Origin of the sequence: Gemella massiliensis, from assembly GCF_900120125.1 — a bacterium.
Lineage (GTDB): Bacteria > Bacillota > Bacilli > Staphylococcales > Gemellaceae > Gemella > Gemella massiliensis.
In genome coordinates this window covers 43,459-56,245 of record NZ_LT635546.1, presented here as the reverse complement: position 1 = coordinate 56,245, position 12,787 = coordinate 43,459, and the positions used below count along the sequence as shown (strand labels likewise).

Annotated in this window: 12 protein-coding genes and 1 pseudogene; 1 reads left to right on the top strand and 12 read right to left on the bottom strand. The window is 30.7% G+C overall.

Features of this window, described 5'->3' with window-relative positions; all coding sequences use genetic code 11:
* Nucleotides 1–549 (top strand): DDE-type integrase/transposase/recombinase (locus BQ7358_RS05250; protein ID WP_159428386.1); only part of this gene is annotated, 549 nt, incomplete at its 5' end.
* A gap of 715 nt (nucleotides 550–1,264) precedes the next feature.
* Here the strand turns inward: BQ7358_RS05250 and BQ7358_RS05245 are convergent.
* From BQ7358_RS05245 to BQ7358_RS05195, 12 genes and pseudogenes are all read right to left on the bottom strand, one after another.
* Nucleotides 1,265–2,005 carry a nitroreductase family protein gene (locus BQ7358_RS05245; protein WP_062174049.1) on the bottom strand — a complete coding sequence of 247 codons (741 nt, stop codon included), beginning with the start codon at nucleotides 2,003–2,005 and terminating at the stop codon, nucleotides 1,265–1,267.
* Nucleotides 2,006–2,142: 137 nt separating this feature from the next.
* Complete coding sequence (locus BQ7358_RS09185; RefSeq protein WP_234971554.1) at nucleotides 2,143–2,751, bottom strand: transposase; 609 nt, start codon at nucleotides 2,749–2,751, stop codon at nucleotides 2,143–2,145.
* On the bottom strand, nucleotides 2,720–3,544 hold the full coding sequence (locus tag BQ7358_RS09180; RefSeq protein ID WP_062172723.1) for an ISL3 family transposase: 825 nt from the start codon (nucleotides 3,542–3,544) through the stop codon (nucleotides 2,720–2,722). The genes BQ7358_RS09185 and BQ7358_RS09180 overlap by 32 nt, the downstream gene beginning before the upstream one ends.
* Nucleotides 3,545–3,699: 155 nt before the next feature.
* Nucleotides 3,700–5,127, bottom strand: a complete 1,428-nt coding sequence (gene gatB / locus BQ7358_RS05235; RefSeq protein ID WP_072520289.1) for an Asp-tRNA(Asn)/Glu-tRNA(Gln) amidotransferase subunit GatB — start codon at nucleotides 5,125–5,127, stop codon at nucleotides 3,700–3,702.
* A 13-nt stretch (nucleotides 5,128–5,140) separates the two neighbouring features.
* Nucleotides 5,141–6,598: an Asp-tRNA(Asn)/Glu-tRNA(Gln) amidotransferase subunit GatA gene (gene gatA, locus BQ7358_RS05230; RefSeq protein WP_062174053.1), complete on the bottom strand. Its 1,458-nt coding sequence runs from the start codon at nucleotides 6,596–6,598 to the stop codon at nucleotides 5,141–5,143.
* Nucleotides 6,599–6,619: 21 nt separating this feature from the next.
* On the bottom strand, nucleotides 6,620–6,910 hold the full coding sequence (gene gatC, locus BQ7358_RS05225; protein ID WP_062174055.1) for an Asp-tRNA(Asn)/Glu-tRNA(Gln) amidotransferase subunit GatC: 291 nt from the start codon (nucleotides 6,908–6,910) through the stop codon (nucleotides 6,620–6,622).
* Nucleotides 6,911–7,037: 127 nt separating this feature from the next.
* The gene (locus BQ7358_RS05220) at nucleotides 7,038–7,700 is read right to left on the bottom strand and encodes a gamma-glutamyl-gamma-aminobutyrate hydrolase family protein (protein WP_062174056.1); all 663 of its coding nucleotides are present in this window, start codon (nucleotides 7,698–7,700) and stop codon (nucleotides 7,038–7,040) included.
* Between the two features lie 255 nt (nucleotides 7,701–7,955).
* Nucleotides 7,956–8,471 carry a ClbS/DfsB family four-helix bundle protein gene (locus tag BQ7358_RS05215; protein ID WP_062174059.1) on the bottom strand — a complete coding sequence of 172 codons (516 nt, stop codon included), beginning with the start codon at nucleotides 8,469–8,471 and terminating at the stop codon, nucleotides 7,956–7,958.
* A gap of 183 nt (nucleotides 8,472–8,654) precedes the next feature.
* Nucleotides 8,655–9,185, bottom strand: coding sequence for a sugar O-acetyltransferase (locus BQ7358_RS05210; protein ID WP_083577636.1), 531 nt, complete (start codon nucleotides 9,183–9,185; stop codon nucleotides 8,655–8,657).
* A gap of 96 nt (nucleotides 9,186–9,281) precedes the next feature.
* Nucleotides 9,282–9,518 carry a hypothetical protein gene (locus BQ7358_RS09035; protein WP_231723765.1) on the bottom strand — a complete coding sequence of 79 codons (237 nt, stop codon included), beginning with the start codon at nucleotides 9,516–9,518 and terminating at the stop codon, nucleotides 9,282–9,284.
* An 847-nt stretch (nucleotides 9,519–10,365) separates the two neighbouring features.
* Nucleotides 10,366–12,103, bottom strand: a pseudogene (locus BQ7358_RS05200) (oleate hydratase).
* A 140-nt stretch (nucleotides 12,104–12,243) separates the two neighbouring features.
* The gene (locus BQ7358_RS05195) at nucleotides 12,244–12,783 is read right to left on the bottom strand and encodes a TetR/AcrR family transcriptional regulator (RefSeq protein WP_062174065.1); all 540 of its coding nucleotides are present in this window, start codon (nucleotides 12,781–12,783) and stop codon (nucleotides 12,244–12,246) included.
* Nucleotides 12,784–12,787: the final 4 nt, after the last annotated feature.

Below are 12,787 nucleotides of genomic sequence, written 5' to 3'. Positions count from 1 at the left end.
ACACCTACTGAAATTGGTAAAAAATGGCAACTTGATGTGAAATATGTTCCTAAACGTTGTTATGTAGGAGAAATTCCTGATAAATTTTATCAATATACTATCATTGATGAAGCTACTAGGGAAAGATTTATTTTCCCTTTTAAAGAACAATCATCATACTCTACTGTTCAATTTGTTAAAATGGCTATTGATTATTTTGGGTATAAACCCAAGATAATTCAAACTGATAATGGTTTTGAATTTACGCATTTTAAAGATACTAAACGAATACACCCTTTTGATGTATTGTGTAATAATCTTGGCATTAAACATCAACTTATTAGACCTAGAACTCCTAGACATAACGGTAAGGTTGAACGTAGTCATAGAAATGATAATGAACGTTTTTACAGGCATTTATCTTTCTTTTCGTATGATGATCTTATATCTCAGATGAAAAAGTATCTATATCGCTCTAACCGTCTTCCTATGCAGACTTTAAATTGGCTTTCTCCTGTTGAAAAAAGAAAAGAGTTACGGAAAGAGTCTATAAAAATATGCCGGCTTTAATTCCTTGTTAGATAATAGATTTCACAACTTATTTGTCAAGGACAAGGGCTACGCCTTTTTCAAATCCTTGACAAATAAGTTTTAGAAATCTGAAATGTTCTCTAAGGAATTAAAGCTGGCAAATCTAATCAAATAATGTAATTTACGTCGGGGGCTTCATACGGTTTACATAGAAGCTAGCTTCTATGTAATTCTATTATATCCGGTATTTATTTTTTACTTTTTTTGTCTCACATCATTTACAAATGTACATAAAGTATTATAAACTTAATAAAACTNCGGAAAGAGTCTATAAAAATATGCCGGCTTTAATTCCTTGTTAGATAATAGATTTCACAACTTATTTGTCAAGGACAAGGGCTACGCCTTTTTCAAATCCTTGACAAATAAGTTTTAGAAATCTGAAATGTTCTCTAAGGAATTAAAGCTGGCAAATCTAATCAAATAATGTAATTTACGTCGGGGGCTTCATACGGTTTACATAGAAGCTAGCTTCTATGTAATTCTATTATATCCAGTATTTATTTTTTACTTTTTTGTCTCACATCATTTACAAATGTACATAAAGTATTATAAACTTAATAAAACTGTAATTTTTTGGTAACAGCTGCCAAAAATTATTTTAAATTCATAACTATAACGCATAATAATACCCCTTTCACTGCTTTGTCCAGTAAAAGGGGTACATATCAATTATGTAGTCTATTATATTTTATTATTTAATAAATTTTTGTTCTTTCAAAACTTCTTGCGTCACCATCTCTAACGGTTTTGCTCCGTAAAAATCTGCAAATTTTTTTGTCCAAGTTTTAGTTTCACGTGCTTCAGCAAATTTTATCATTGTATTTACATATTCACCAATTAATTCTTTATTTGATGTAGGAAATGCGTTATATCCTACATTTGCATCTTTTGGCAAACGAGGTTTAATTTTTTCTACATTAAGTTTTGTATCTACAACACCAATACTTAATCCGCATACCATAAATGAGTTTTCCGGAACATTAAGTATTTTTGATATTTTTTTACTAACAAAACGTATGCCACCACAGCAGACAGTACCATATCCTAAAGATTCAGCTGAAATAACTGCATTTTGCATTGCTAACGCCGCATCTGTCGTTGCTGTAATTAATGCCTCATAACTATTTTCTATATTAAAATTAACTCCTTCTAATTCACACGCTAATTTAATATTATTAAAATCAGCATAAAAAATCAAAAATGCTCCACTATTGTATATATGATTTTTATTAACACCACTAACTTCAGCAATTTCAGTTTTTATTTTTTCATCGTCCACAACAACAATGCTATAATGTTGTCCATTCATCCAACTCGGTGCTTGACGAGCGCTATCTACAATTGCCGTAAGTTCTTCTATCGGAATATGTTTTCCTTTAATAAAATGCCTATGCGTTCTGTGATTTTTTAATAATTCTATAGTAGCATTCATAATCTCACCTCTTTAAAATAATTATATCTATATTATACTGCTAAAAATTAATTTTAGAAAGCGATTACTCTTTAATTTTTAACAACTTTATCCTACATAATAAAAACTGATACTTAATTCTANATAAGGATAAAATGCTAAGCAATGCAGTGTTGCTTGGCATTTTTCAAAACGCCCTTAAAAGAAATATTATTTTTATACTCAGAAACAAATAACCTAGAAACAACTAAAATGCGTAATCTAAAGTTATAAAAGCTATTATAACCATAAGAAACTCTCTTTAAAACCTTTATCTTATTATTAATACCCTCCAAAGAACCATTAGAAATAGAATACCTAACACTATTAAGCATATACTCTTTATGTTTTCTCATAGTATTAATAGCCTTACTAACACCATCAGATAAATCGATAGTAGATTTTTCAATTAATTCTTTAAACTCCAACTCATTTCTATACCTTATTGCATATCTAATATCCTGAACTCTCTCATAGCTAGCCTTAAATATACAATCTAATCCTAATAAATAATCTAAAATATCACGTCTAGTAACTAAACTCCTAAAACTCCTATTAAAGAAAAACCTACCATGAGTAACATTACTTTCATCTTCTAATATTAACTTCCAATTATTTTTTAAAAGAGTATAATTAATACCTTTTTGTTTTTTGTAAATATTCATTAGCTTAACTCTAGTTCTATTAAGTTCTCTATTAACATTTTGAATAAAGTTCTCTATTAACATTTTGAATAATATGAAACCTATCTATAACAATTTCAGCATTAGGAAACTTATTTCTAATCAACTTCATATAAGGAGTATAAATATCAATACAAATAGCCTTAACATTACTTCTAGCCTCTTTAGAAAATCTGGAAAAATAATTATTTAAAATATACTCAGTTCTACCATCAACTATATCAATAATCTCATGAGTTAAAGCATCTAAAAAAATAAAACTCATACCATTTTTACTATCTTTAGTAAACTTTAACTCATCAAAGCATAAATACTCAGGTAAGGTATTATAGTTAAGAATGTCTACATGGGATTTACATTTATAAAGAGTTCTTATAACAGTATTAACCGATACATTATTCATTTTGGCTATTTGTTTAAAAGATAAAGTATCAGCTAAATCACTCATTATAGAAAACTTAACATTTTTAGAAATACTACAGTATTTATCTACAAAAGAAGTAGTAGCTACAAATTTTTTATTACAAGTTTTACACTTGAAACGTTGCTTTCTTAGTTCCAAATAAGCAGGGATACCTGATATTTTTAATAGATTAATTCTAGTAAGTTCATTAAAGCCGTTTTTAACTACAGTATAACCTTTATTAAGACAACCACAGCATTCACACTTCTTGGGTTTATATGTTAAGGTACCTTTGAATACAAAGTACTTTTGATTATTTTTTATAGTTTCGTTATGTGTTTTCTCAATAGTTATATTTTTATCTTTTATTTGTAGTAGGTTTTTAATGAATTCTCCCTCTTTTATTTCTTTTGTTTTTGTGTTAAAATTATTCATGACAGATATCCTTTCATAGTTTATTTTTTTTTGCACTTTAATTATATTGGATATTTGTCTTTTTGTATATTAAAGAACAATACGAGGTATGGATTTTTCCCATGCCCCGTATTTATTATACAACCATTCTATAACAGTACCAGTTTTTATACTTTTTATCTCTTCGTTATTTCTTCTAAAAGCATTTTATTAATCATTTGCGGATTTGCCTGTCCTTTTGATGCTTTCATAATTTGTCCTACTAAGAAACCTATTGCACGATCACGACCGTTTTTGTAATCTTCAATTGATTGCGGATTATTATCCAACGCTTCATTTACCCAAGCCATAAGTTTACCGGTATCTGATACTTGAACCAAACCTTTTTCTTTAACAATTTGTTTTGCATCACCACCGTGTTCAATTAATTCAGCAAATACTTTTTTAGCTATCTTACTTGAAATTGTGCCATCCGTAATCAAATTAATCATTCCGGCTAACCCTTCGGCTGTTAGAGATGTTTCTTTTAATTCCTTTTGAACCTTATTTAAGTACGCATTTACATCAACCATTAAATAATTTGATGCCAATTTCGGATCTGCTCCCAGTTTTACAGTTTCTTCAAACATATCTGACATTTCTTTTGTTAATGTTAGAACATGGGCATCATATGCAGGCAATCCAAGTTTTTCTTGATAACGTTTACGACGTGCATCCGGAAGTTCGGGAATAGTTTTTCTTACTTCTTCCATCCATTCATCCGAAATAATTATAGGTACTATATCCGGCTCCGGAAAATATCGATAGTCATCCGACCCTTCTTTAACACGCATTAATTTTGTTGTCCCTGTTGTTTCATCAAAGCGGCGTGTTTCTTGCTTAATTTCTCCTCCGGAAAGTATTACCTGTTCTTGTCTTTTCTCTTCATATTCAAGACCTTTTCTCACAAAAGTGAAAGAGTTTAAATTCTTAAGTTCTGTTTTTGTTCCGAATTTATCTTGTCCGTAAGGTCTTATCGAAATATTTGCATCACAACGCATAGAGCCTTCTTCCATTTTCACATCCGATACTTCTATATATTGAATAATTGAACGTAATTTTTCTAAATAAGCATATGCCTCTTCCGGTGTTCTAATGTCAGGTTCAGAAACGATTTCTATTAGCGGCGTCCCTTGTCTATTTAAGTCAACCAGTGAATATCCATTTTTATGTGTTAATTTCCCTGCATCTTCTTCAAGGTGTGCTCTTGTAATACCAATACGTTTTGTTTTTCCGTTTACTTCAATATCTATCCAGCCGTGTTCTCCAATCGGTTGGTCAAACTGAGATATTTGATATGCTTTTGGATTATCCGGATAAAAATAATTTTTTCTATCAAATTTTGATTCTTTTGCCACTGTCATATTAAGTGCCATAGCAGCTTTCATTCCCCATTCAACTGCACGTTTATTAACAACCGGTAGCACACCGGGATACCCTAGGTCGATTACATTTGTATTTGTGTTCGGCTCTGCTCCAAAATGTGCCGGAGATGGTGAGAATATTTTTGAATTTGTTTTTAATTCTACGTGGACTTCTAGTCCAATTACTGTTTCAAAATGCATCGTACTTCTCCTATTAAATTTCTATTTTTTTATCATGTAAATTATAGTGTTGTTCAAAATTATAAGCAACATCGTACAGTGTTGATTCGGCAAATGGTTTTGCTATTATTTGCATACCAATTGGGCGTTTTCCTTTAAATCCACATGGGATACTTAACCCCGGTAATCCTGCCATATTTACCGGAATTGTTAAAATGTCATTTGCATACATTGTAACCGGATCGCCAATTTCTTCTCCAACATTGAATGCCACTGTCGGTGCTGTCGGACCTATAACAACATCATACTTTTCAAATATTCTATCAAAATCTTGTTTAATTAATGTTCTAACCTGTTGTGCTTTTTTATAATAAGCGTCATAATATCCGGAAGATAATACGTATGTCCCTAGCATAATACGACGTTTAACCTCTGCTCCAAAGCCTTCTCCTCTTGTTTTTTTGTAAATTTCTTCTAAATTTTTTGCATTTGGACTTCTAAACCCGTAGCGAATACCGTCAAAACGTGAAAGATTAGAACTTGCTTCCGCAGAAGCAATAATATAATATGTAGAAATGGCATATCCTGTATTTGGCAATGATACTTCTTCTACGACAGCACCTTGACTTTCTAAATATTTTACACCATCAAGCACAGCTTTTTTTACATCTTCATCAATACCTTCACCGAAATATTCTTTCGGTAAGGCAATTTTTTTACCTTTTATATCTCCGGTAATAATCTTGCTATATTCCGGATCTTTTACGGGTGCACTTGTCATATCGTGTTCATCAACCCCCGAAATAATTTCTAAGATGCGTGCATTATCTTTTACAGTACGTGTCATAGGTCCAATTTGATCTAAAGATGAAGCAAATGCTACTAAACCAAAACGTGATACACGTCCATAAGTTGGTTTCAAACCTACAATTCCACAATATGAGGCTGGCTGACGCACTGAACCGCCGGTGTCACTCCCTAGTGAAAAACTTACTTGTCCCGCTGCAACAGAAGTAGCACTACCTCCGCTTGAACCGCCGGGAACGGCATCCAAATCATGTGGATTTTTCGTTAATTTATAATATGATGTTTCAGTAGATCCCCCCATTGCAAACTCGTCCATATTAAGTTTACCCATTAATATAGGATTCTCTACATTTAGTTTATTTATTACTGTTGCATCATAAATCGGTTTAAAACCTTCTAATATTTTTGAAGCACACGTTGTCTGAATATCTTTGGTGATAATATTATCTTTAATTCCCATTGGAATACCAAATAATCTACCATTGTAATTTCCTGCTTCTTGCATTTTATCCAATTGCTTTGCTTTATCCACAGCCAATTCTTCCGTAATTGTAATAAAAGAACCGACTTTATCTTCTGTTTCTTTAATTCTTTTAAGCGAACTTTGTACTAAGTCACTCGGTTTAATTTCTTTATTTTTTAGTTTAGTTTCTAAACTTTCTATTGATTCATGAATTAAACTCATCAAATTATCTCCTTACTAATATTATTCTATTATTGTAGGCACCTTAAACTGTCCCGCTTCCGTTTCTTTGGAATTTTTCAATACTTCTTCTCTGTTTATTCCTTGTTCTGCAATATCTTCTCTAAAAACATTTACCAAATCAAGTACATGGTAGGTAGGTTTTACATTATTAGTATCTACATTATTCAATTCATTAAATAGGTCAACAACCTGTTCCAATTTTTCAATAATTCCATCGACTTCGTTCACCTGAATTTCCAAACGTGAAAGGTGGGCAATATGTTCTACTTGCTCTTTTGTAATAGTTGTCATATAATCCTCCAATTTTTTATAATCTAACTACTTTATAATAGCATAAAATAGCCTTTTTATCAATGTATTAAAATAAAAAAACTAAGCATACAAATATTCTTTCATTATGTACACCTAGTAATAATTTTTATTTACATAAAGATATAAATTGTTCGAACATTTTTATATCCATATCAACCTCCGGATGCCATTGTACACCGATTAAATTTCCCTTTTCAATTGCTTCTATAGTACCATCATCTGCCACAGCAGTAATATTAAAACCTTTGGCTATTTCTTTAATACCTTGATGATGGATTGAATTTACACTTGCTCTATCGCCACACATTTTATGAACAAAAGAACCTCTTTTTACTGCAATACCATGTCTCATTAATTTCACTTTATCAGTATGATTATCGATATGTTGAATAAGAGTTCCACCAAAATATACATTTATACTTTGCAAACCGCTACAAATTCCAAAAATCGGTTTATTTCTCTTAGAAAATTCCTCTATTAATTTAAAATCTAATGAATCTTCATAATTATCTTCTTGATACACTAATCCTTTTTTTGGTTCTTCTCCATAATAACGTGGATGAATATCTCTATCTCTTCCTGCTATTATTAGACCACAGCACATGGAAGCAATCTTCTCAATCCCTACCTCAGAACAAACCGGAAATAAAATAAAATCGACTTCAGCTGCAATCTCCGAAAAATAGCCGTTGGTATATAAACGCCGTTTATTTATACCGGTATCTGATCTATATTCTTCACTACGTGTTGAAATTGCAATCACTTTCATATCACTTAACCTCCTCTACGTAAAACTATATAATTTACTATTATAGTTGTTCAGCAACCGTTCTGTCAATAAATATAAATTATAATATATAATAAACTTATTACTAAAAAAATAAAAAATAAATTTTTTTAAAATATACGTTACTATACCAAAAAAGGAATTATTCTTAACAAAAAATATATCACATAGTTTAAATAATGTATCAATAAGTTATAAAAACATAATTTATATTTTTTCTATTTAATATTTCATAATTTATCTTTCTTTTTTCCATTTTCTTATTTTTGTTCTAAATGTTTTAAAAGGTGCAACTGTATTTACTTGAACAAATTTCCATATAGGCCATATTGTTGTTTTAGTTGCACTATCTGCCCATTTTCTTTTATGCGGCATAAATAATTCTTCATCAGAAATATTTTCTAACCATACGGTTATTTCATTCACGTTATTTGTTAGCGCAATAATTAATTCTTCTAAAGTCATTTTAGAATATTGCTCATAAAACCAAGAATATAATTTACCAAGCTCATTCCATTTAAAGTTGGGGTGAGGTGTTTTAACAATTTTTCCAATAAGCTCATCTCGTTCCCATTGTAATAACAAAGTCGTCCACCCTAATTGATAAGATAAATTTTCTGCCGGCGTCCTATCTACTCCGTCTATTCGTAGATTTTTATCTACTTCCTTTATTGTTAAAAATTCTGTAATATATTTTTCAAATGCTTTGTTAATTTCATTAATCAACTCTTTTTTAGAATTATATTGTTTCATTACGCTTCTCCTTTACATACAACACATAGACTTATTATATTCTTATGTTAAGACTTTCTTCTATGGCTTGAATAGTTTTTCATAGTTATCGATAAAGAAAGTATTTGCATCGCTATCAAGTATTAGTAACTTTTCCTTGACACGATTACCAAAACAGCATCATTTTCTTATGATTTAGGTTGATTAATATAAAATATCTTCTGGCTTAATTTTATCTTCTTCTGTTATCTTTCTAATCACCTTACATGGTGAACCGGCTGCAATAACACCAGCTGGAATATCTTTATTAACAACACTTCCAGCACCAATAATTGAACCTTTTCCTATTGTTACACCACCACAAACTGTTGAATTTGCTCCGATCCAAACATTATCTTCTAAAGTTATAGGTGCCGAGGTTGATACACCTTTTGCTCGTTGTTCAGGATGTATCGCATGACCTGAACAAGCTATACACACTCCCGGTGCAATAAATGCACCATTCCCTATATTAACAGGCGAATTATCTAAAATTACACAGTTATAGTTAATAAAAGCAAAACCATGTATATGAATGTTAAATCCATAATCACAACGAAAACTTGGTTCAATAAACACGTAATCTGAACAAGTTCCAAATAATTTTTTTAAAATTTCAATACGTTTATCTTGTTCTTTTGGTAAGGTTTGATTATATTCCCAACATAATTCCTTTGCATAATATTGTTTTTCCATAGGCGTATTTTCATACCCACTTGCATACGATGTATTTCACTTCATTATTTCCAACAAGTCCATCTTAATCTCCTTTTATATTATTAATACTTAGATTTATCTGTACATAGATATTTCTAAACTATCCATATATTGAGCTAATGACTTGTTAAACTTCTCATATTCAGCCACTTGAAACTCCTCTGTCAGACATCCAACTGAACATCTGACAACTTGAAGCTGATTAAAAAATGTTATCATTAACGGTACACCTATTATTTTAGATATACCACGTATTGTCATTTTTCCCGCTTCTTCTAATTTCAAAACTTCTTCTTTCGAATTAATACTCACGATTTTATCGTCAACAAGGACTTCTACATTATCATAGTAATCATAAGCTAAATTAACTGCTTTGCAAATATGTTCCCAACCAACCCTATAGGTTAATCTATATTCTGCAAATAACCATCCATTTTCTTTTTCTACACCTAATAAAAGTATCTCTTTTCCTCCTGCTTAAAAATTTTAAAAGTTAAATTAATAGATTTCATTTTCTCCATTACGTACTTGAATAGATATACTCATGTATTTTCGAAACCTTTCATCTCCAGCATATGAAATAATGTATTCTTCCTCTTAAGCATCAAAAGAATATATTTCTGACCTTTAACTATTAACGTCATGAACCACAGTTCTGCGAAATATTTCTTCTAACCGCTTTTCTTCGCCAGTATTTTTGCTAATAATTGTTATTCCTAAATCTCTAATTTTCTTTTTGAAAATATTAAATTTTTTAACCATATAGAATATTTTCCATATTCTCTTACCATAAAAGTAGTTTCCTTTTCTCTGTAAGGTAGTTCACATATCGCTTATTTATTATAATTTTCGCGATATATTTTCAAAAAAACAATAATAACCCACTCATTACTATTAATACATAATATAAATTATTCACACTATTTTCTTTAATTTTAATTACGAATTATTTCTAATCATCATATAAATTTGCTAAAAAGTTTATAATAATATTATAATGTATTTAATTTGAAAGAACAATAATGAATTGTAATGACTATTTGAATTTTAATAATTTTTACAATAAAGTGCAATAGTAAGTTATAAAAAAGACGACAGCATTCGCTATCGTCTTTACTAATTACTTTATTGTTATAAGTATGAATAAGAAATCTAATAACTAAATTAAACCGGCATCTTTTAGAATTTCTTCAATATATGTTCCTTTAATTTTTTTCAATACACGTTTACTAAATACTTTGACAAGTAGAGGGAGTTTTACTTCTTCTAGTTTTTTACCATCCATTAAACGACTCGTAGATTTAGTCATTACTCGTAAGTCATAAGCAGAAGCAAACACTTCAGGCACACCGCGATCAATATCTAATAATGTATAAACAGCTTCCATCGCTGTACGAACAGAGTATTCAGTAGTGAAGACAGTATCACGGGCTGTCTCAGAGAAGTTTCCTATAAATGCTAAGTTTTTCGAACCTTCCGGAATAACTAACGGACGATCTCCATCGCATCTTGGCATAAAGTAACTAGTTATATACGGCATATAACATGGAACTGTACTACATCCTTTGCTAGCAAATTCGTGAATAAATTGTTCAGGAACGCCAATATGGTAAAGCCATTCCTCTGCTATTTCAATACCGGTACAAGCTTCTATTGGTTTTTTAACGTAGTTGCCCGGGATATTTGAATATAGACCATAAATCCAAACAACTAGCTCATCTTTAGACTGAGATTTAAAGTGTGGTTGGCGGTTAAGCGTATAACTCATCATCCAGTTTGAATCACGAGCTGTTACAATACCGCCTGTTACTACTTTACCGGCATAAGGGTCACGCTTGCTAATTTTTTCGATATATTCTCCAATTCGTTTATCCTTTACAGTTGCTGTCGCAGAAACAAACCAGCTTTGATCCGGAAGATTTTCACAAAATACTTCCGGTCGACCAAAACGTTCATCTTGTTTGGCTAAGTTTTTCCAAAGTTGCCAAGCTCCGCCAAGTTCTTTATTGACAGGTGCTGATGTATCATTATTGCCATAAGTTGTTGAAGCAGTGATACTACCATTTGTAACAAAAACAAGGTCATCTTCTGTTAATTCTCTAACAACCGATTCTCCTTCTACTTCTAAAATTAAGTTTTTAGCAATAAGATTTTTTCCATGTTTTTCTACTTTAATGTCTTTAACAACAGTATTATATTCAAAAGTAACCCCATGACTTTCATTGATTATATTTAGTGAACTTAAGTGCTGATAAATCTGGAAGTCCATTAATATGATGAATAAATCTCAATATATAACGGCGCATTTCTGTAGCTGAATGCCACTTTTCAAAAGCAAACATGGTTGACCAATAAATCCAGAAATTTGTTTCAAAAAATTCTTCACTAAATACATCTGTAATTTTTTTACCTTGTAGTTCTGATTCTGAAGTTAAGTATAATTTAACCATTTCTTGACTAGATTTATCAGGTAAAGCAAAATTTCCATCGTTAGGGATTTGTTGTCCACGTTTTTCAATAACACGACATTTTGAATAGTTAGGATCTTCTTTATTTAGCCAGTAGAACTCATCTAAAACTGATGCATCTTCTTCCTCTAATGACGGAATAGAACGGAAAAGATCCCAAAGACATTCAAAATGATCTTCCATCTCACGACCACCACGGATAATAAATCCACGTGTTGGATTCATAATACCATCCAAACTACCTCCTGCTATCGGAAGTTCTTCAAGAATATGGATTCTATCCCCTTTCATTTGCCCATCTCGAATTAAAAAGGCTGCCGCAGAAAGAGATGCGAGTCCAGAACCAATTAAATAAGCTGATTTTTTATCAACTCCTGCCGGTTTTTTCGGTTTAGCAAAAGCTTCATAATTTCCATTTGAATAATACATAAAAACCCCTCCTAAAAAAGTGTATATTAATATCACCATTAATATACACTTTTCATATAAATAAAACAATTTACAATTTCCGCTTTTTGCCTAACTATTTTACAAATTTTTCGAATTGTAAAGGAGCTATTTTTTCTTTATTAAAGTAGGGAAATAATTTCACCTAGCATAACTTTTTCAATTCTTTCAACAAGCTCTTCTACAGTTTCAGGCATTTGCTTTTCAATCCAATCTAATCCTACACCAACTAAAGCATAAGTATAAAAAGAATAAGAAAACTCCACTTGTTTCGCCTCTTCATTAGTAACTTCGATTTTTTGAAATATTTGTCGACTTAAGAACAACTCAATCTCTTTTTTTAAAATTTTTTCTAAAAAACCTTTTCCAAAAGAGTGATAAGTATTTAGGACAAAAACATGATTCACAGAGATATATTGAAAAATTGAGGTTAATGCATCTTGCCATTTTTCATAAGTTTTACCTCTACCAATTGAAGTTACTACTTCGCGAAGATAAATCCACTCCACTAAATCATAAATATCTTTAAAATTGCTATAAAATGTCTGACGACTTACTTCACATGCTTGTGTCAAATCGTTAATTGTTATTTTAGATAATGATTTTTTCTCTGCCATTTTCTTTAAAGTAGATGCCAGTACTTTTTTTATTACTATAGCCATAGCT

Bases quoted from the DNA above. Each gene is read 5' to 3' on its own strand.
- BQ7358_RS09185 (WP_234971554.1), bottom strand. From the start codon at position 2,751: ATGTTAATAGAGAACTTTATTCAAAATGTTAATAGAGAACTTAATAGA.
- BQ7358_RS05215 (WP_062174059.1), bottom strand. From the start codon at position 8,471: ATGAAACAATATAATTCTAAAAAAGAGTTGATTAATGAAATTAACAAA.
- gatC (WP_062174055.1), bottom strand. From the start codon at position 6,910: ATGACAACTATTACAAAAGAGCAAGTAGAACATATTGCCCACCTTTCA.
- BQ7358_RS05245 (WP_062174049.1), bottom strand. From the start codon at position 2,005: ATGAATGCTACTATAGAATTATTAAAAAATCACAGAACGCATAGGCAT.
- BQ7358_RS05210 (WP_083577636.1), bottom strand. From the start codon at position 9,185: ATGGAAAAACAATATTATGCAAAGGAATTATGTTGGGAATATAATCAA.
- BQ7358_RS05220 (WP_062174056.1), bottom strand. From the start codon at position 7,700: ATGAAAGTGATTGCAATTTCAACACGTAGTGAAGAATATAGATCAGAT.
- gatB (WP_072520289.1), bottom strand. From the start codon at position 5,127: ATGCATTTTGAAACAGTAATTGGACTAGAAGTCCACGTAGAATTAAAA.
- BQ7358_RS09180 (WP_062172723.1), bottom strand. From the start codon at position 3,544: ATGAATAATTTTAACACAAAAACAAAAGAAATAAAAGAGGGAGAATTC.
- BQ7358_RS05195 (WP_062174065.1), bottom strand. From the start codon at position 12,783: ATGGCTATAGTAATAAAAAAAGTACTGGCATCTACTTTAAAGAAAATG.
- gatA (WP_062174053.1), bottom strand. From the start codon at position 6,598: ATGAGTTTAATTCATGAATCAATAGAAAGTTTAGAAACTAAACTAAAA.